The sequence below is a fragment of the Rhizobium sp. 16-488-2b genome, from assembly GCF_017741815.1.
Lineage (GTDB): Bacteria > Pseudomonadota > Alphaproteobacteria > Rhizobiales > Rhizobiaceae > Rhizobium.
This window is the reverse complement of record NZ_JAGHMF010000034.1, coordinates 135,182-155,236: the sequence shown is the minus strand read 5'-3', so window position 1 is coordinate 155,236 and position 20,055 is coordinate 135,182. Positions and strand designations below refer to the sequence as shown.

The window sequence follows — 20,055 nt, the reverse complement described above, 5'->3', positions numbered from 1 at the left end:
CCTTGTGTCGACGCTTTCTGCGGCCGCATGGAACAAGGCTCGTTGCCGGTCATTAACGTGCGAGGTATCGCGAAAGGAGACCGAGACGATGGCCAAGGACGTCACAAACCGCCGGGCGAAAGAGCATGTGGACGAAGATCAGAATGGTGTGATCGTTGCTGGACCCGAAGCCCATGCACGCGAGCATGCAGGCACAGATCCCGCTCACAAGGTATCGCCGAGCAAGGATAAAAGCACCGCCAAATCGGCGGTGCAGCCAGCAAGTGGTGGCAAAGGCTAACGGGCAGCTCTACGTCGATAGACACGACGATATCCGCCCCATGAAACGGAAAACCTCCCCGCATGAAGCCGCAAGCGGGGAGGTTCTTTTCGAGGTCTGTAAGTAGACCCTGCGCCTTAGGCGGTCAGATCAAAGCGGTCTGCATTCATCACCTTCGCCCAGGCAGCAACAAAGTCCTTCACGAACTTCTCCTTGCTGTCGTCCTGGGCGTAGACTTCTGCATAGGCGCGCAGCACCGAGTTCGAACCGAAGACGAGATCGGCGCGGGTCGCGGTGAAGCGGGCGGCACCGGTCTTGCGATCACGGATTTCGTACGAGTTGCGGCCGGTCGGGACCCAAGAATAGGCCATGTCCGTCAGCGTAACGAAGAAGTCCGTGGTGAGCGCGCCGACCTTCGACGTGAAGACGCCATGGCTGCTGCCGCCGTGGTTGGCGCCGATGACGCGCAGGCCACCGACGAGCGCCGTCATCTCAGGTGCGGTCAGGCCCATCAGCTGAGCGCGGTCGAGGAGGAGTTCCTCGGCGCTGACCACATAGTGCTCCTTCTGCCAGTTGCGGAAACCGTCAGCCAGCGGTTCCAGCGGTGCGAAGCTCTCGGCATCGGTCTGTTCGGCGGTGGCGTCGCCACGGCCGGCCGAGAACGGCACCTGGATGTCGAAACCAGCAGCCTTGGCGGCCTGTTCGACACCGTAGTTACCGGCGAGAACGATGACATCGGCAACCGAAGCGCCGCTTGCGGCAGCGATCGGTTCGAGCACGGCGAGAACACGGGCAAGGCGTTCAGGCTCGTTGCCGGCCCAGTCCTTCTGCGGCGCCAGCCGAATGCGGGCACCGTTGGCACCGCCGCGGTTGTCCGAACCGCGGAAGGTGCGGGCGCTGTCCCACGCCGTGCTGACGAGGTCGGCGACGGAGAGGCCGGATGCGGCGATCTTCGCCTTGACGGCTGCAACGTCGTAGCTCGTGCTGCCGACCGGGATCGGATCCTGCCAGAGCAGGTCTTCCGAAGGAACATCGGGGCCGATGTAGCGCGCCTTCGGGCCCATGTCGCGGTGGGTCAGCTTGAACCAGGCGCGAGCGAAGGCATCCGAGAACGCGGAGAAATCGTCGCGGAAGCGCAGCGAGATCTCGCGGTAGATCGGGTCTACCCGAAGCGCCATGTCGGCGTCCGTCATCATCGGGTTCAGGCGGATGCTCGGGTCTTCCACGTCGACAGGCTTGTCGGCGTCGGCGATCGAGATCGGCTCCCACTGGGTGGCGCCTGCCGGGCTCTTCACCAGATGCCATTCATGCTTGAACAGCATTTCGAAGAAGCCGTTGTCCCATTTGGTCGGCTCAGTGGTCCAGGCGCCCTCGATGCCCGACACGACGGTATTCCGGCCGATGCCGCGGCCCTTGGTGTTCATCCAACCGAGGCCCTGGGCTTCCGGACCAGCCGCCTCAGGATCGGCGCTGAGGTCGGCGGGGTTACCGTTGCCGTGGCTCTTGCCGATGGTATGACCGCCGGCGGTCAGCGCCACGGTTTCCTCGTCGTCCATACCCATACGGGCAAAGGTTTCGCGCATCTGCGCGGCGGTGGCCAGCGGATCGGATTTGCCGTTGACGCCCTCGGGGTTGACGTAGATCAGACCCATCTGGACGGCCGCGAGCGGGTTCGACAGCGTAGCTGGCTTGGCGACATCGCCATAGCGACCATCGCTCGGCGCGAGCCATTCCTGCTCGTCACCCCAATAGACGTCCTTTTCCGGCTGCCAGATATCTTCGCGGCCGAAACCGAAACCGAAGGTCTTCAGGCCGGCAACGTCATAGGCGATCGTGCCTGCAAGCGCGATCAGGTCGGCCCAGGAAATCCGGTTGCCATACTTCTTCTTGATCGGCCAGAGAAGGCGGCGGCCCTTGTCGGTGTTGACGTTATCCGGCCACGAATTCAGCGGAGCGAAACGCTGGTTGCCGGTGTTGGCGCCGCCACGACCGTCTGCCGCGCGATAGGAACCGGCCGCGTGCCAGGTGACGCGCGCCATCATACCGACATAGCTCCCCCAGTCGGCCGGCCACCATTCCTGGCTTTCGGTCATCAGTGCGCGCAGATCGCTCTTTAGCGCCTCTACATCGAGCTTCTTCAGCTCTTCGCGATAGTTAAAATCCTTGCCGAGCGGATTGGTCTTGGTGTCGTGCTGGCTCAGGATGTCAAGGTTCAGCGCGTTCGGCCACCACTGCGTGACCGATTTGCCAAGCGCCGTGTTGCCGCCGTGCATGACCGGACACTTGCCGGCCGATGGTGTCTTTGTGTCCACGTTCACTCTCCCTAAAATTCGAACTCGGGTTGGCGTCGCGTGCCAATTGTTCCTTGCGCAAGAAATGCTGCGCGGGGTGACCTAACCAGCTGTCTGGCTCAAGTCCCGAGATAGGAAGTAAGGGACGCCGTCGATAAATTCCAATTGTATATTCTGAACAGGCTGATAGGTTTTGGTTATGATTGGTCTATCCATGAAACACCTGCGTTATTTTGAGGCCCTTGCGCGATTAGGGCACTTTGGCCGCGCCGCCGAGGCCTGTGCTATTTCGCAACCTGCACTATCGGTGCAGATCCGCGAGCTTGAGGAACTGATCGGCGCTCCGCTCGTGGAGCGCGGTGGCCGGCAGATCCGCCTGACCAGCCTGGGCGAGGAGTTTGCAGAGCGCGTGCGTGCCATCCTGCGCTCGGTCGACGACCTCGCCGACCTCGCACGCGCCACGCAGACGACGCTTTCGGGCCGGCTTCGCATCGGCGTCATTCCGACGATTGCCCCCTATCTTCTGCCCGATGTGATCAAAACGCTCACGCAGCGTTACCCCGGGCTTGATCCGCGTCCACGTGAGGCGGTAACCCAGCGGTTGATCGAGGATCTGTACGAGGCGAGATTAGACGCAGCAATCGTCGCCCTCCCCGTGTCCGAACCGACGCTTGAGGAGGTTCCGCTATTCAACGAGGAGTTCGTTCTCGTCCGCCCTATCGAGGACGCGGACAAACCCGTGCCGAGTTCGGAAATGCTACATGAGATGCGTCTCCTCTTGCTGGAGGAAGGACATTGCTTCCGCGAGCAGGCGCTCTCGTTTTGCAACATCGCCGCCGCACCCCCGCGCGAATTGATGGAAGGAAGCTCTCTCACCACGCTGGTTCAGATGGTCGGCGCCGGCATCGGCGTGACGCTCCTGCCGCAGATGGCGGTCCGTACGGAAACGCGCTCGGCCGATGTCAGCGTGTTTCGTCTGTTGGAGCCCCGCCCCTTCCGCAACATCGGCATGGTCTGGCGCAAGACCAATCCGCTGGCCTCTCAGTTCCACGCAATCGCAGAGATTGTTCGCGACGCAGGCACCCGCAAGACGCGGGAATTTGGCGGGCTCCCCGGCGTGCGCGACCAGGCATCGTCGCGGCTTACCCTTGCGGGTTGAAATGCCATGCGACGGCGCAAAGACATTTCATTGCGCCATTAGTTTATAGATTTAATATTCTTCTTTTTAATCGAGACATCTTGCACCCCTATCTCATCGGCTTTGGAGAGAGAGATGGACAAGATATCACATCAGAAGGACGGGATTGGGGACGTGACGACGCATCTGACCAGCGAAGAAGAAGCGATCTCGGCCGCGCGGACGCTGGCAGCACGCTTCAAAATCGACGCTTCCCTGCGCGATCAGGAGCGCCTGCTTCCTCACCGTGAGCTGGATGCCTTATCGCGCGCAGGTCTTCTGGCAATTACTGTTCCCCCCGAATATGGCGGCATCGACGTCTCAAACGGCGTGCTTGCCGAGGTGACCGCCATTCTGGCCGAAGCAGACGCATCGATCGGCCAGATCCCCCAGAATCATTTTTACATTCTTGAAGCGCTTCGAACGGATGGCACCGAAGAACAGAAACGCTTCTTCTTCGCACGCGCGCTTGCCGGCGACCGGTTCGGCAACGCGCTGTCCGAGCGCGGCACCAAGACTGTCGGCCACTACAACACCCGAATTGTCCGTGACGGGCTCGGCTATCGTATCAATGGCCGCAAGTTCTATTCGACCGGCGTCATATTTGCCGACTGGATCACGGTTTTCGCATTGGACGAGAACGATCGACTGACAATGTCTTTCGTGCAGAAAGGAAGCGATGGGGTAGAGATCGTCGATGATTGGGATGGCTTCGGGCAACGCACGACCGGCAGCGGCACGACCGTGCTTGATAATGTCTACGTCCCGGCCGATGCCGTCGTGCACCATCACAAAGGTTTCGAGCGCCCGACGACGATCGGTTCGGTGGGGCAGATCATCCACGCCGGGATCGATCTTGGCATTGCGCGCGCAGCCTTCTCAGAAATGATCGAGTTCGTGAAGACACGATCGCGGCCTTGGACCGACAGCGGTGTCACCAGGGCATCCGACGATCCGCTGACCATCGCCAAGGCCGGCGAGCTCGCCATCCGGCTGGAGGCGGCGTCCGCGCTGGTCGAACGCGCTGGAAACAAGGTGGACATCGCCCAGATCGACACGACCGAAGAGAACGTCGTTGCAGCGACACTCGCCGTGGCAGCGGCGAAAGTGTTGACATCGGAGATCGCGCTCGACGCCTCCAACGCGCTCTTCGAACTTGCCGGCACGGCATCCACGAGCACCGGGCTCAACCTCGACCGCCACTGGCGTAACGCAAGGACGCACACGCTGCACGATCCGGTGCGCTGGAAATACCATGTTGTCGGCAACTATCATCTCAACGGCGCAATACCACCACGAAGCGGTGCGCTCTGATCGACGAAGATAGCCCCGCCGCGAGCGACGGGGCTATCTAGCTAGGGTCGGGAGGACCACTGTTTAACTATAGAGGCTGACTTCGGGGATCTTGTCGTTCAGAACGAACTCACCGACTTCCTTGGCCTTGTAGAAGACGGGATCGTGCAGCGTGTGCGTTCGAACATTTCTCCAGTAGCGGTCGAAACGATAGGATTGCGCCGTCGAGCGGGCACCTGTCAGCTCGAATACGCGGGAGGTGATGTCGAGCGACACATTGGTGGCGTGCACCTTGGCGGCATAGGCCTCGGCGGCCGCTTCCCCGCGCTCGCGCGCCGTGACGTCGGCGCCACGAGACAGCGCAGCCTGGACCGCACCGGCCGCCTGATCCGCCAAGGCAGCGGCGGCCTTCACCGACGCCGTAAACTCTCCGACACGCTCGAGGATGTAGGGATCGTCCTGTGCGCGGGCGACACCCGACGTGACCCAGGGGCGCGTGGTCGTCCTGACATAGTCGACCGCCTGCGCAAGAGCACCTTCGGCGGTGCCGAGATAGAAGTTCACGAAAACAAGCTGGATCAGCGGTGTGTTGAAGCTTGCCAGCACCGCGGGTGCTGCTCCCTCCTCCGTCGGTGCGCCAATCAGATCCTCCTCGTAAACGGGGAAGTCCCGAAACTCGACGCTGCCGCTGTCGGAGAGACGCTGGCCGATATTGTCCCAGTCGTCGTTGGCGATATAGCCCGGCCGATTAGTGGGTACAGCGAAACTCGCGATCTTTCCGTCCAGCGTGGCATTGGCGTTGATATAGTCGGAGATCCGCGCCGCCGTGGAGAAGGACTTGCGGCCGTTCAGCACATAGCCGTTGCCGCGTCGCGTCAGCGTGAGGCCAGGATCGCGAGGATTGACGGCGGCACCCCAGTAGAGGCCCTTGGCGACCGTTTCGGTCCCAAGTGCATTGGCGCGAGCCGCGTCCTCGATCGCCCAGTAGATGTACTGGCTGTTGACGAAGTGATAGCCGAGCAGCTGTCCGATCGAGCTTTCTCCACGGGCCAGGATGCGAACGAGCTTCAAGCCGTCGACCCAGTCGAGGCCGCCTCCGCCGATTGCCGGGGCGTGCAGCGCGTTGAGCAGCCCCGCATTCTTGAGCTTGACGATCTCTTTGAGCGGCGGGCGGCCGTCACGGTCGAGTTCGGCGCCTCGGCTCGCGAGGTCGGCTGAAATCTCCTCCGCCCGCGCGAAAAGCTCGGCCCTTGTCGCGCCTCGCGCCGCGACATGAATGACATTGGATTGGCTCATCGAAAACTCCCATTGAGAATAGAGCAGTCCGGCAGGTGATCTGCCGGACTGGCGTGCCTGCGGTCAGAAAAGCTTCGCCGGGATCCAGGGAGCGGTCACCACATCGCTGGTGTTGAACTCGGGCAGCTTCTTCGCGAGATCCTCGATCGTCTTGACGTTCGCCGACCTCAGCGCCGCTTGCGTCAACAGGGTCGGCTTCACCGTGATGTTGTGGGGAACTTCTTCGCCGGCAATCTGCAGGGCCGCGGCGCGAATGGATACGGCGCCGACGACGGCAGGATTGGTCGCGACGGTCGCCACCCAGGGGCTTCCCTCCTCGGTGATCTCCTGAATATCGGCGGTGGAGACATCGGCGGAATAGATCTTCAGCTTGGATGCGATGCCGAGGTCGTTGGCCGCCAGTTTCACGCCGCGCGCGAACTCGTCATAGGGAGCGAAGACGACGCTGATGTCGGGATTTGCCGTCAGCGCCGCCTTCGCCTGGTCCGCCGTCGATGTCGCGGTCGTGTCGCTCACATTGCCGAAGCGCGCCTTCTCGACAACGCCCTTGTTATCGGCCTTGAATTTTTCCCAGACCTCGTTGCGGCGGTCGAGCGGCGCGAAACCGGCGACATAGACGTAACCGGCGTTGAAGCTCGCTCCGTTTTCCTTGACCGCCTGTTCGAGCGCCTGCTTGGCAAGCTCACGATCGCTCTGCTCGACCTGCGGTATCTTGGGATTGTTCAAATTGACGTCGAAGGCGACAACCTTCACGCCCTTGTCGAGCGCCTGCTGCACGACGTCGCCGAGCGATTCCGGCAGACCGTGGTCAACGACGATACCCTGAACGCCGAGGTTGACGGCCTGCAGGATCTGCTCGCGCTGTTCGGCGGCGTTCTGGCGGCCGGGGAAGACGCGCAAGTCAATGCCGAGCGCCTTCGCCTGCGCTTGTGCGCCAGCCTGATAGGCCTGGAAGAAGTCGCCTGCCGAGATGTAGCTGATCAGGGCAAGCTTGACGCCGCCCTTGTCGAATGGCGCCGGCGCGCCAGCCAACCCTTCGGCGTGAGCACCACTCAAGGCGACGAACGAGATCGCGGCGGCAGAAAGCGCCAGGCGGGTGAAGGTCTTCATGATGCGCTCCTCAAAAGGTCAAAATTGTCCGCGGCTTTTCTCCCGCATTTTCATTAGGGTATATTTTCTACGTTTTTAGTAGACAAATTGCTCCGATATTTCCGCTGAACAGGAAAAACTTTGTGCGGTTTGCGTGCAGGGCGGGAAACGCTTTGCCTGTCGCGACACCGGGTTCCGGTGCAACTTGTCGTCAATGAAGCCGGTTTCGTTGAGGGCAATTCAAGACGAAGTAGCGCGCGTAAAATACATTTAAATCAAGGCGATGCTCCCCAACTTCGCCTCTCGACCCTCTCACCAATAGTTCGTCCATGTCTCTGCTCTCCGTTGAAAATCTATCCCGAAGCTTTGACTCAACGCGTGCGCTGTCTGGTGCCTCGCTATCGATCGCCCGCGGCGAGATCGTCGCGCTCATGGGCGCGAATGGTGCAGGCAAATCGACACTCGTGAAGATCCTCTCCGGCGTGCTCTCCGCCGATGGCGGTATCGTCACCCTTGATGGCCGGCCCTTTGCGCCGCGAACGCCGGCGGAAGCAGCAGCGCGGGGCATCGTGACCGTGCACCAATCAACCAATCTGGTCGGCGCACCGGGGCTGACGGTCGCCGATGTCTTGCTCCTCAATCGCTTCGCCGACCGCAGCCAGCCGTTCTTCGTCTCAAGACGAGTTGTCCGCGTGCAGGCAAAGGCCATGCTGGACGCCGTAGGCTTTGAACTGCCGCTTGACCGCGATTTCGCCGACCTCGGCGCCGCCGACAGGCAATTGGTGGCGATTGCGCGTGCCCTTTCAAACAAGGCGGACCTGCTGATCCTCGACGAGCCGACGGCCAGTTTGTCGATCGAGGAAAGCCAGCGGCTGTTCGAGATCCTGCTACGCCTGCGCGCGCAGGGTCTCGCCGTTCTCTATATTTCGCACCGGACCGCCGACCTGCAGGCGATTGCGGATCGGGCGCTCGTCATGCGCGGCGGCCGCGTCGTCGGCGCCTTCGAAAAACCGATCGACTTCAGCGCCGCGATCGAGACGATGATCGGACGAAAACTGGAGTCAGCGCGGCCGGGCGTACGTGCGGAAAATGGCCGCGTCATTTTCGAGATGGCAAACACCAAGCTTCTCGCCACCAGCACGCCATTCGACCTATCCATCCGCGAGGGGGAGGTCGTCGCCATCACCGGCGTGCTCGGCGCCGGCAAGAGCCGGCTGCTGTCCGCCATCTTCGGCACCGGAACGCTGGCCTCAGGGACCATGACGCTCGACGGCCAAGTCTACCGCCCGAACGGTCCTGCCGCGGCGATTGCGGCCGGTGTCGTCATGGCCGCCGAGGATCGGCACCATTCTTCCCTCATGCCGCCGTCTTGGCCAGGAAACAGCGTGGCGGCGACGATCAGCCTGCCGCATCTGCGCAAATGGTATCCGCGGGGTTTCCTATGGGGCAACCGCGAACGACGTGAGGCGGAGCAGGCGATCAAGAGGCTGCGCATCAAGGCCTCCGGTCCCGACGCATCGATATGGACCCTTTCCGGAGGCAACCAGCAGAAGACGGTTCTTGCCCGCTGGGAAGCAGAGCCGAGCCGGCTGCTGTTGCTCGACGAGCCGTTCCAGGGCGTCGATGTCGGCGCCCGGCAGGACATCATCGAGGCCATCAGGGGACGGAGCGATCGCGCCACGCTGATCGCGACCTCCGATCCGGAAGAGGCATTCGAGGTCGCCGATCGCATCCTCATCATCGATCACCACAGCGTCCGCCCTGCGCAAGAACACGAAGACCATACCGCTGCCGAAGGAATTCCAGCATGAGCTCCATCCAGGATGAAACTATTGGCGAGACACCTTCGCCGCAGGGCACAGGTCCGTTTCTGAGCCGCGTGGCTGCGGTGACCCGCTCCGGCGCGGTCTTCCTGCTCCTCATCGCGCTGGTGATCGGCTTCACCGCCGCACAGCCTGCCTTCATCAACATCAACAATCTGATGAGCATCCTGCAGGCCGTGTCAGTGGTTGCCATTCTAGGCGCGGGCGTCACGGTCACGCTCGCCGTCGGCGGCTTCGATCTATCGATAGGCGCGGTCGCCGCCTCCAGCGTCATGGCCGCCAGCTACGCGATGATCGTGCTAGGCCTCGACGCTTTCGCGACCGTTCCGCTGGTGCTCGCCTTCGGTGCGCTCATCGGCCTCATCAACGCCTTCGTCATCGTGCGGCTAAAGGTGCCGGATCTCTTGGCGACGTTGTCGATGATGTTCCTGCTCTCAGGCCTGCAGCTGATCCCTACCGCGGGTCGCTCGATCTCGGCCGGCCTCATCCTGCCTGATGGCTCGACGGCACCCGGCGTCTACGATCCGCGCTTCCTGCTGATCGGCCGCTACAGCATCGGCGGCACCGTTCCGGTGGCTGTCGTCCTGATGATCCTGGTCGCGGTGGTTCTCTACGTCCTGACGGAGCGCACGCGCATCGGTAGGCTGCTGTTCGCCACGGGCGGGAACGAAGTCGCGACCCGGCTCGCCGGTGCGTCTACCACGCGTCTCAAGACGCTGGCTTACGTGATCTCGGGAACGCTGGCGTCGCTCGGCGGCATCATCGTTGCCGCCCGCGTCGGGCGTGGCGACGTGTCCTCGGGCGGTTCGCTGCTTATGGATGCCGTCGCGGCATCGCTAATCGGCTTTACCGTCATGGGCCTTCGCCGCCCGAACGTGCTCGGCACGATCGTCGGCGCCGTCTTCGTCGGCGTGCTGCTCAACGGCCTGACGATGCTGAATGCGCCCTATTACACCCAGGATTTCGTCAAGGGCGCCGTGCTGGCGGGCGCGCTCGCGCTCACCTATGGCCTCGGCCGCGCCAATCCCTGAACGAACACGAATGACACGCCATAGCCCAAGGAGAGGCTGACCTATGAAGACCACACTGAAATCCTTCGCCGCCGCGCTCATCTCGGGCGCACTGCTTGCAAGCTCCAGCCTCGCGGCCAGCATTGAGGGCGCGCCCGCGCCGTTCGACAAGCGCCAGGTCAATATCGCGGTCGTCAGCTATCTCGGCGGCGGCGACTGGCTGCAGGCCTTCGAGGCGGGCGTCAAGCGGCAGGCGGATGCCCTTGGAATCAAGACGACGATCTCCCAGGCCCGTAACGACAACGACACGGAACGCACGCTGATCGAACAGGCGATCAACCTTGGCGTCGATGGCATCATCATCAACAACGGGCGGCCCGAAGTGCTCAAGGATGTTGCCCAGAAGGCGCTCGATGCCGGCATCAAGGTCGTGGCCTACGACGTCAACCTTGACAACCCGGCGATCCCGCAGATCGAGCAAAGCGACAAGGACATGGCGAGCCTCGTGCTCGAGCAGGCGGTCAAGGACAAGGGCGACGGCTTCGTCGGCGGCGCCGTCTATGTCGCAGGCTTCGCGCCGCTCGATCGCCGCTATGCCGTCTGGAAGGATTTCGTCGCCAAGCACAAGCTGACTGAAAAAGCGGTGTGGGGCGTGGTCAACGATACGGTTCCTGCCTCCGTGGCCGACCAGACGAAGGCGGTACTTCGCGCCAACCCCGATATCTCGGTGATCTTCACGCCCTGGGACGAATTCGCCAAGGGAGCCAAACTGGCGATCGACGAGCTCGGCGTCGCCGACAAGGTGAAGATCTACGGCGTCGACACCTCGACGGCCGATATCCAGCTGATGATCGAGCCTGACAGCGCCTGGGTCGCAACCGCCGCCACCAACGCCGCCGTCGTCGGCGAAGTCTCGGTCCGCGCCGTATCGCTCGATATCGCCGGCCAATTTCCGGGCCGCTCCGTGCTCCTGAAGCCGACGCTGGTGACCCGTGATGATCTCATCGACAACAAGATCACCAAGATCGAGGACCTGCAGCAGAAGTTCCCCGCCTTCCTGAAGAGCGATGCCGCGACCGCGCCGTGGATCCAGCCGCTGAACTAAGCATTCGAGACAGTCAAGCGCCGCCCGTCGAGGCGGCGCTTTTCTATGTTCAATTCAGATTTCACAGGTGACCACATGGCTAACAGCCTCGATCTTCCACGCCCGGATTTCGCCCGCAACATGAAGCTGATCGGGCATTCCGACATTGGCGGACGCGGCGATGGATTGCAGCTGATGGTGCATCGCGGCCATGCCTATGTAGCCCATCCCTGGTCGCAGGGTTTCTCGATTGTCGATGTACGCGATCCCAAGCGGCCGGGCGCGGTCACCTACATTCCAGCTCCCGCAAACACCTGGAACATTCATCTGCAGACGCATGGCGATCTGCTACTGGTCATCAACGCGCTCGATCTCTTCGCCGATGTCGAGACGTTTTCCAGCGAGAAGGACTATTACACCAAATCGATCGGCGAGACCGTCGCTGGTCGCAAGACAGGCCGATCCTGGACGGCCGGCATGACCGTCTACGATATCTCGACGCCGCACACGCCGCGCAGGATCGGTCAACTGGATGTCGAGGGCGTCGGTTTCCATCGCCTCTGGTATGTCGGCGGCCGCTATGCCTATGCATCGGCGCTGCTCGACGGCTTCTCAGACTACATTTTCGTGACCATCGATCTCGCCGATCCGACGCGCCCCGAAATCGTCGGGCGCTGGTGGCTGCCGGGCATGAACCGCGCGGCCGGCGAAACCTCCACGGCACCCAAGGGCAAGCGTTATGCGCTGCATCACGCGCTGGTTTCCGGCAACACGGCTTACGCCTGCTGGCGCGACGGTGGGTTGACGCTGCTCGACATATCCGACCACGCCGCGCCGAAGCTGATCGCACACCGCAACTGGTCTCCGCCCTATGGCGGTGGCACCCACTCGCCGCTGCCGCTGCCCGGACGCGATCTGCTCGTCGTGGCCGACGAGGCTGTGGCCGACAATGAAGAGGACGGCCGCAAACACACCTGGATCTTCGATATCCGCGAGCCGTCCAACCCGGTCAGTATCTCCACCTTCCCTATCCCCGATGAAGTCGACTACACCAAGAAGGACGGCCATTTCGGACCGCACAATCTTCATGAGAACCGCCCTGGTTCGTTCGTGTCCGAGACGCTGATCTTCGCGACCTGGCAGAATGCCGGCATCCGTGCCTTCGACATCTCCGATCCCTATCGTCCCGTAGAGACCGGCGCGCTGGTTCCCGCCGCGCCGAAAGCCATGACCGACAAGCGCCCCGGCCGCCCACAGGTGATCCAGTCCGCCGACGTCTTCGTGGATGCCTCGGGCCTTATCTACGCGACCGACTACAATGCCGGCCTGGAGATCATCGAGTACGGCGGCTGAGCTTTCTAGCGCCTCGAAACCGCTGGCGGCCGATCCAGATTCGGCCGCCAATTTCCACGCTGCATCTCGCTTTGGTCGACCTCAACGCTGCCGTCGAAAACGTCTAGCGACACGCCATCCTTCCTCCCGTTCATTTCCTCCCAACCTCGCCTTTTGGAAAAGCGTTCCTCTCAATTCCATTTAATCTACATATTCTATGGATATTGATCATTGAGGGACAACAAGATGACTGAAAACACCTTTTCCGGCCTCGGCCGCCGCGAAATCCTGAAGTTCGCAGCCGTTGCTGGCGCGACCTTCGCCGGCACCAGCCTTCTTGCGAGCGCCGGCACCGCAGCAGCCGCAGACGACGAAGGCCTTTCCCTGAAGGGCAAGCGCATCGCCATCAGCGCCACGGGCACCGACCACTATTTCGACCTGCAGGCCTACAATGCCCAGATCGAGGAAGTGAAGCGCCTTGGCGGCGAGCCGATCGCGGTGGATGCCGGCCGCAACGACGGAAAGCTGGTCGCGCAGCTGCAGACGCTGGTGGCGCAGAAGCCCGATGCGATCGTCCAGATTCTCGGCACGCTCAGCGTCATCGACCCCTGGCTGAAGAAGGCGCGCGACGCGGGCATTCCGGTTCTCACCGTCGACGTCGGCTCGACCAACTCGATCAACAACACGACATCGGATAACTGGGGCATCGGCAAGGATCTGGCGCTGCAGCTGGTCTCCGATATCGGCGCCGAAGGCAACATCGTCGTCTTCAACGGCTTCTACGGCGTGACGCCCTGCGCGATCCGCTACGACCAGCTGGTCAATGTCGTGAAGTATTTCCCGAAGGTGAAGATCATCCAGCCGGAACTGCGCGACGTGATCCCGAACACGGTTCAGGACGCTTTCACGCAGATCACCGCGATCCTCAACAAGTATCCCGAGAAGGGCTCGATCAAGGCCATCTGGTCGGCCTGGGATATTCCCCAGCTCGGCGCGACGCAGGCGCTCGCCGCCGCCGGCCGCACCGAGATCCGCACCTACGGCGTGGATGGAAGCCCCGAGGTTTTGCAGCTCGTTGCAGACCCGAATTCGCCGGCGGGCGCCAACGCCGCGCAGCAGCCGGCCGAGATTGGCCGGACGGCGATCCGCAATGTCGCCAGGCTGCTCGCCGGCCAGACGCTGCCGCGCGAGACTTACGTTCCGGCGCTGCTCGCCAACAAGGCCAACGTCAACGACGTCACCAAGAAGCTCGGCATCGGCTGATTGCGGACGGGTGATGCGGCAGCAGCCGTGTCACCCTTGTCTCCACTGGGGTTTCCGACATGACGGCAATACTTCCTCCGCAGCCCGCCAGGCGGCCTGACGATATCATCCGCTTCGACCGCATCGTGAAGCGCTTCGGCGGCGCGCAGGCGCTGGCCGGTGCATCGCTGGCGATCAAGCGCGGCACGATCCACGGCCTCGTCGGGCAGAACGGCGCGGGGAAATCGACGCTGATCAAGATCCTCGCCGGCCTGCATCAGCAGGACGAAGGCACGATCGAGATCGAGGGCCAGAGGATCGATCACCTGACGCCGCATTTGGCCGAGACCCACGGCATTCATTTCATCCACCAGGACCGCCTGCTCGTTCCGACCTTCACCGTCGGCGAGGCGCTGTTTCTCGGCCGCGAACCGCGCCTTCCGGGAACACCCTTTCTCGATCGCCGCAAGATGCAGCGGCAAGCGAACGAGACGCTGGCCGATTATTTCGGCATCAAGTTGCCCACGCACGCTCTGATCGGCGAGCTCTCGACTGCCGAGAAGCAGATCGTCCAGATTACGCGCGCATTGCTTGATCATCCCAAGGTGCTGGTTTTCGACGAGCCGACCGCGGCTCTTGTCCGGCGCGAGGCCGATATCCTTTTCCGCCTGATCCGTCGCCTGCGCGACGAAGGCGTCACCATCATCTACATCTCGCATTATCTGAACGAAATCGAAGAGCTCTGCGAAAACGTCACCGTGCTCCGCAACGGCATCGACGTGGCCTCCACACCGATTGCCGAGACATCGGCCAACGACATCGCGCGACTGATGGTCGAGCGCGATATCGCCGACATGTTTCCCAAGCGACGGGTAGAATTCGGCGAAGAGGTTCTCAACGTCGAGGGACTGACCGCCACAAACCGGTTTTCCGACGTCAGCTTCGCGGTCCGGCGCGGCGAGGTACTCGGGATCACCGGACTGCTCGGCTCCGGCGCCAAGGATCTCGTACGAACCCTGTTCGGGCTGGAGCGCGCGCAGTCTGGCCACATCGAGGTCGCGGGCGCGGCGGATCGGGCGCGCACGCCACAGGCTGCCGTCGTCAGGCAGATCGCACTGGTGCCGGAAGATCGCCGCGGCCACGGCGTCGCGCTCGATCTCAGCGTCGCGGAAAACATCACGCTCGCGAGCCTTGATCGCTACACCAGCCTGGGCGTGCTGAACGGCAACCGCGAGAGGCGCGACAGCGACGATCTCATCAAGCGCCTGCAGATCAAGACCGCCGGCCGAGATGCGCTGGTGCGCACGCTATCGGGCGGGAATCAGCAGAAAGTAGCGATCGCCAAGTGGCTGAGCCGCCACTCGGAAATCTATCTTCTCGACGAGCCGACCGTCGGTGTGGACATCGGCTCGAAGGTCGAGATCTACACGCTGATCGGCGAACTGGCCGAACGCGGTGCCGGCATCATCGTTCTCTCCTCGGATCTGCCGGAGCTGATTGGGATCACCGACCGGATCCTGGTGCTGTTTCGCGGCCGCGTGACGCGCGAATTCATCTCCTCGGAAACCACAACGGATGAAGTGCTGGCGGAATCGACCGGCGCCTCGGAAAGATTACGCCATGTCGGCTGACATCCACATCGGCGATCTGGCCGACTTTACCGCCAAGCAGAGCAAGGAACGCTCCGCCCGCAATCTGGCAGCGGCGTCGCTGCGCTTCGGTTCGCTGATCGCCTTCGCGGTCATCCTCACCGTCTTCTCGCTGACCGCGCCCTACTTTCTGAGCATCGGCAATATCGGCAACGTGCTCGGCCAGTCAGCCATCTCGGGCGTGCTCGCGATCGGCTTGACCATCGTGCTTGTCGCCGGCGGCGCCAATGTCGTGACCGGCGGTATCGACCTCTCGCTCGCCGCCAACATGGGCCTCAGCGCCGCCGTCTACGCGACGGTAACGCAGCTTGGCTACGGCGATCCGGCGGCGGTTGCCGCAAGCCTGCTGACGGGGCTGGCGATCGGCGCGGTCAATGCCGCCGCCGTCGTCTTCGCCGGCATCGTACCGCTTCTTGCGACGCTTGCCGTGATGAATGTCGTGGCCGGCCTCGAGCTGGTACTCACCCAGAATACGGTCGTTCCCGCATCCACCGATTTCCTGACGGCATTATCAGCCTCCGACGCGCTTGGCATTCCTGTTCTGGCCTATGTGCTGCTCGGCTTCACCGCAGTGGTGACCGCGATCGTACAATACACACCTCTTGGCCTCCGGCTCTATGCGATCGGTGAATTCCCCGATGCCGCGCGCGCTGCCGGCTTGCCGCTGAAGCGCCTGCTGGCAGGAGCCTTCCTGGCGAGTGGCCTGTGCGGTGGCATCGCCGGCATATTGTCGGTGTCCTATCTGAGCGGCAGCACGACGGGGTCGAGCGAGATGCTGCTTCCCGTTGTCGTCACGGCGCTTCTTGGCGCAGTGTTCTCCCGCAGGCTCGTACCGACGATAACAGGTAGCTTGCTTTCGGCGCTCCTCGTCGGCTTCCTCGTCAACGGTTTTCAGTTGCTCAACCTCTCCAGCACGCTGGTTAGCGGCGTCCAGGGGATTCTCATCCTGATCGTCGTCTCGGCCACGACATTGCTGCGCAAGCGGGAGATATGACCATGTCGCTTTCGGCCACCCACTCTCCCGTCCCGCCGTGGCATCATCGTGTGCTCTCCGGTCTCGCGCGATACGGCTTGATCCTGGCGCTCGTCGCCGTCTTCTCCGCATTCTCCGTGGCAACGCCGACCTTCCTGACGGCAGGCAATCTGCAGAGCCTTCTCGTCAACAACTTCACGCTGCTTGCGATCGTCTCCGTGGCCATGACCTTCGCGGTATCGGCCGGCGGCATTGATCTCTCGGTTTGCACGGCGGTCGATTTCGCAAGCTTTGCCTTCGTCTCGCTGGTCCTTGCCGGGCAGTCGGTTGCTGTCGGTCTACTTGGCGGCCTTGCCGCTGGTGCCGTCGTCGGCGCTTTCAACGCGGTGCTGATCTCGGGCATCGGCGTCTCGCCGTTTCTGGCGACGCTCGGCACGCTGTTCATCGGTCGCAGCGTCCAGCAACTGCTGACCAATGGCGGCAATCCGGTCTATCTGCCGCCATCGGGCGTTCCCGACGCCTTCCGCTTCATCGGCCACGGCACGATATCAGGCTTTCCGCTGCCGCTGTTGATCGCGATCGTTGTCATCGCCGCCGCCGCATTCATCTTCGCCCGCACGCGCTTCGGCCGCGTGGTTCTCGCGATCGGCATCCAGCCGAGCGTGGTGCGCTATTCCGGCATCGGCCTTGGCCGGCATGTCGCCGTGACCTTCATTCTGACCGCAATTATCGCCGCCATCGCCGGCCTGATCCTGACGGCGACGGTCACGGTCTACATCCCCTCCTCCGGCAACGCATTTCTCTTGAACGCGATCGGCGCGACCTTCATTGGCACGACGCTCTCGCCGCTCAGCCGCCCCAATATCGCCGGCACCGTGCTCGGCGTACTGTTCCTCAGCATCGTCGCCAACGGGCTGCTGCTTACCGGGCTGAATTTCTACTGGCAGCAGGTCGGCACCGGCACGCTCATCTTCGCCGTGCTCGCCTTCAGCTTCATCAACCGAAAGACCGGTGGCGCCTGATTGGCGCGCGCCCGACATATGCAGGAAGAATGACATGAGCCGTGAAATCAGGTTGAACGCCTTCGACATGAACTGCGTCGGACACCAGTCACCAGGTCTCTGGCGACATCCGCGCGACAAGTCCTGGACCTACAAGGACATGGACTATTGGGTGCATCTGGCAAAGACGCTGGAGCGCGGCAAGTTCGATGGCCTGTTCATCGCCGACGTGCTCGGCGTCTACGATGTGCTCAATGGCAATGTCGATGCGGCTCTTCGACATTCCGCGCAGGTGCCGGTCAACGACCCGCTGCAGCTGATCCCGACCATGGCCTATGTCACGGAAAACCTCGGCTTCGGGCTGACGGCGTCGCTCTCCTTCGAGCATCCCTACACCTTCGCCCGTCGCATCTCGACACTCGACCATCTGACAAAGGGCCGCGTCGGTTGGAACATCGTCACCTCCTATCTCAACAGCGGTGCGCTCAACATCGGGCAATCCGCCCAGACCAAGCACGACGACCGCTACGATCTGGCGGAGGAATATCTGGAGGTCTGCTACAAGCTCTGGGAGGGCAGCTGGGAAGATGACGCCGTGGTTCGCGATCGCGCCGCCGGCATCTTCACCCATCCGGAGAAGGTCCATCCGATCGGTCATTCCGGCAAGCATTTCACGGTGCCGGGCATCCACCTCAGCGAACCCTCCCCACAGCGCACGCCGGTGCTCTATCAGGCCGGCGCGTCCAGCCGTGGCAAGGATTTCGCGGGTGAGCATGCCGAGTGCATTTTCGTCGCCGCGCCCTCCAAGCCGGTGCTGAAGCGCTATGTCGCCAATGTCCGCGAGGCAGCAGAACGCGCCGGCCGCAATCCGCGCGAGATCCTCGCCTTCAATCTTCAGACCGTCATCCTCGGCGAGACCGATGCGGAAGCGAAGAAGAAGTTCAACGACTATCGCCGCTACGCCTCCTTCGAGGGCGCCCAGGCGCTGATCTCCGGCTGGACGGGCATCGATTTCGGCCAGTTCTCGCCCGACGAGCCGCTCCGCCACCGCTACACCAACGCTGTGCAATCCGCCGTCGAGACCTTCACGACGATCGATCCTGATAAGGTCTGGTCGGTGCGCGAAATGGCCGACTGGGTCGGCGTCGGCGGCTTCGGCCCGGTCTTTGTGGGATCGCCGCAGACGGTGGCTGATCTGCTGCAGGAATGGGTCGAGGATACCGATGTTGATGGTTTCAACCTCGCCTATGCCATCACGCCCGAAAGCTTCGAGGACGCGGTCAATCTGCTCGTGCCCGAATTGCAGAAGCGCGGTGTCTACAAGAAGGATTATCGCCAGGGCACATTGCGGGAAAAGCTGTTCGCTCAGGGTGCGAGATTGCAGGCCCCGCATCCCGGCGCGCGCTATCGTTATCTTGAGATGGGAGATACGCGGCAATCACAACGAGCCTAGCTGCCTTGCAGCCGTCAAGCCTGGATTGCTGAACACATACGCAAAATTTCGCCCACGCAGACGCCCTGGGCGCCCTCGCCTACGAGTTCGGCAAAGGCCGTGTGCGAAATGGTGCCAAACTAAACCTGCGAAAGGTCAGACTTGTTGTACGCGTGATGACGATATAGCGTATACGTCATCGAAACATTCATTGAAGTCCCATGTCATCGAATTCCGACCGGGTCGACATCGCCCATCGCACCCTCAGACAGGCCATTATCGAGCAGGCGATCAAGGCCGGCACCAAGCTGCCGGAGGATGAGATCGGCAGGCACTTCTCGATGAGCCGCACGCTGGTGCGCGCCGTGCTGGCCAAATTGCAGGCGCAGGGGCTGGTCGATACCTATCACAAGCGCACCGCCACCGTCGCTCAGCCGAGCCTTGAAGAAGCACGCGATGCATTCGCAGTGCGCCGTGCGCTGGAACGCGAAGTCATGAAAGCGGTGGCCAAGCGCTGGAGCCCGGCCATCGAGAAGAGCCTGCGCGAGCACGTGCGGGAAGAAGAAGCCGCCCATGCCAAGGGTGACGTCCGGCTTTCGACGCGGCTCGCCGGTGAATTCCATCTGAAACTTGCCGACCTTGCGGGCAATGCGCTGCTGGAACGCTATCTCTCCGAACTGGTGTCGCGTTGCTCGCTGATCCTTGCCATGTACAGCCGCCCGCATTCGAGCGAATGCGCCATCAGCGAGCACTCCGGCCTCATCGCCGCGCTCAAGAAGGGGGATATCGTGGCTGCCGAGCGCTTGATGGACGATCACCTCTCGTCAGTGGAAAGCCGGGCGTTATTCGAGGACGAGCCTGCCGCCGAGCCTGACCTCGGCTCGATCCTCTCCCGCTTCTCCGCTCGCGCCGCGGGCTGACTGCCGCTTTTTCAATCACGTATACATGATTTTGCGTTTTATGTAGACGAAAAACCGTGCACGATTCTGCACCTTTTTGGACGCCATTCAACGCAGCGCTCGTTTTATCTCAATGAATACATACTTATAGGGCTTTATCGCGGCGTTTAACGCGCTTATCGATACGGACTGGCATCAATGTTGC

16 protein-coding genes are annotated in these 20,055 nt (G+C 62.3%); 13 read left to right on the top strand and 3 right to left on the bottom strand.

Annotation, left to right across the window (positions count from 1 at the left end):
- Positions 1–88: 88 nt before the first annotated feature.
- Positions 89–280: a hypothetical protein gene (locus tag J5286_RS24205; protein WP_209192336.1), complete on the top strand. Its 192-nt coding sequence runs from the start codon at positions 89–91 to the stop codon at positions 278–280.
- Positions 281–396: 116 nt separating this feature from the next.
- On the opposite strand, the gene katG is transcribed toward J5286_RS24205, so the two are convergent.
- Complete coding sequence (gene katG / locus J5286_RS24200) at positions 397–2,571, bottom strand: catalase/peroxidase HPI (RefSeq protein ID WP_209192334.1); 2,175 nt, start codon at positions 2,569–2,571, stop codon at positions 397–399.
- A 178-nt stretch (positions 2,572–2,749) separates the two neighbouring features.
- Between katG and J5286_RS24195 the strand changes: the two genes are divergently transcribed.
- Positions 2,750–3,709, top strand: a complete 960-nt coding sequence (locus tag J5286_RS24195) for a hydrogen peroxide-inducible genes activator (protein ID WP_209192331.1) — start codon at positions 2,750–2,752, stop codon at positions 3,707–3,709.
- Between the two features lie 114 nt (positions 3,710–3,823).
- A complete protein-coding gene (locus J5286_RS24190; protein ID WP_209192329.1) occupies positions 3,824–5,041 on the top strand; it encodes an SfnB family sulfur acquisition oxidoreductase in 1,218 nt (405 codons plus the stop codon).
- Positions 5,042–5,104: 63 nt separating this feature from the next.
- Here the strand turns inward: J5286_RS24190 and J5286_RS24185 are convergent, their stop codons facing one another.
- The gene (locus J5286_RS24185; RefSeq protein WP_209192325.1) at positions 5,105–6,316 is read right to left on the bottom strand and encodes an acyl-CoA dehydrogenase family protein; all 1,212 of its coding nucleotides are present in this window, start codon (positions 6,314–6,316) and stop codon (positions 5,105–5,107) included.
- A gap of 63 nt (positions 6,317–6,379) precedes the next feature.
- Positions 6,380–7,426, bottom strand: coding sequence for a substrate-binding domain-containing protein (locus J5286_RS24180; protein WP_209192323.1), 1,047 nt, complete (start codon positions 7,424–7,426; stop codon positions 6,380–6,382).
- Positions 7,427–7,734: 308 nt separating this feature from the next.
- On the opposite strand from J5286_RS24180, the gene J5286_RS24175 reads away from it, so the two are divergent.
- From J5286_RS24175 to J5286_RS24130, 10 genes are all read left to right on the top strand, one after another.
- A complete protein-coding gene (locus J5286_RS24175; protein ID WP_209192320.1) occupies positions 7,735–9,216 on the top strand; it encodes a sugar ABC transporter ATP-binding protein in 1,482 nt (493 codons plus the stop codon).
- Positions 9,213–10,259, top strand: coding sequence for an ABC transporter permease (locus tag J5286_RS24170; RefSeq protein WP_209192316.1), 1,047 nt, complete (start codon positions 9,213–9,215; stop codon positions 10,257–10,259). The genes J5286_RS24175 and J5286_RS24170 overlap by 4 nt, the downstream gene beginning before the upstream one ends.
- A 43-nt stretch (positions 10,260–10,302) precedes the next feature.
- On the top strand, positions 10,303–11,343 hold the full coding sequence (locus tag J5286_RS24165; protein WP_209192314.1) for a substrate-binding domain-containing protein: 1,041 nt from the start codon (positions 10,303–10,305) through the stop codon (positions 11,341–11,343).
- Between the two features lie 75 nt (positions 11,344–11,418).
- Positions 11,419–12,675: an LVIVD repeat-containing protein gene (locus J5286_RS24160; protein WP_209192312.1), complete on the top strand. Its 1,257-nt coding sequence runs from the start codon at positions 11,419–11,421 to the stop codon at positions 12,673–12,675.
- 225 nt (positions 12,676–12,900) lie between these two features.
- The gene (locus tag J5286_RS24155) at positions 12,901–13,917 is read left to right on the top strand and encodes a sugar ABC transporter substrate-binding protein (RefSeq protein ID WP_209192310.1); all 1,017 of its coding nucleotides are present in this window, start codon (positions 12,901–12,903) and stop codon (positions 13,915–13,917) included.
- Positions 13,918–13,976: 59 nt separating this feature from the next.
- Positions 13,977–15,527 (top strand): sugar ABC transporter ATP-binding protein, encoded by a 1,551-nt coding sequence (locus J5286_RS24150; protein ID WP_209192308.1) that lies wholly within the window; start codon positions 13,977–13,979, stop codon positions 15,525–15,527.
- On the top strand, positions 15,517–16,539 hold the full coding sequence (locus J5286_RS24145) for an ABC transporter permease (RefSeq protein WP_209192306.1): 1,023 nt from the start codon (positions 15,517–15,519) through the stop codon (positions 16,537–16,539). The genes J5286_RS24150 and J5286_RS24145 overlap by 11 nt, the downstream gene beginning before the upstream one ends.
- 2 nt (positions 16,540–16,541) lie before the next feature.
- Positions 16,542–17,540 (top strand): ABC transporter permease, encoded by a 999-nt coding sequence (locus J5286_RS24140; protein WP_209192304.1) that lies wholly within the window; start codon positions 16,542–16,544, stop codon positions 17,538–17,540.
- Between the two features lie 34 nt (positions 17,541–17,574).
- A complete protein-coding gene (locus J5286_RS24135) occupies positions 17,575–18,972 on the top strand; it encodes an LLM class flavin-dependent oxidoreductase (protein WP_209192302.1) in 1,398 nt (465 codons plus the stop codon).
- Between the two features lie 200 nt (positions 18,973–19,172).
- Complete coding sequence (locus tag J5286_RS24130; protein ID WP_209192300.1) at positions 19,173–19,871, top strand: GntR family transcriptional regulator; 699 nt, start codon at positions 19,173–19,175, stop codon at positions 19,869–19,871.
- Positions 19,872–20,055 lie beyond the last annotated feature (184 nt).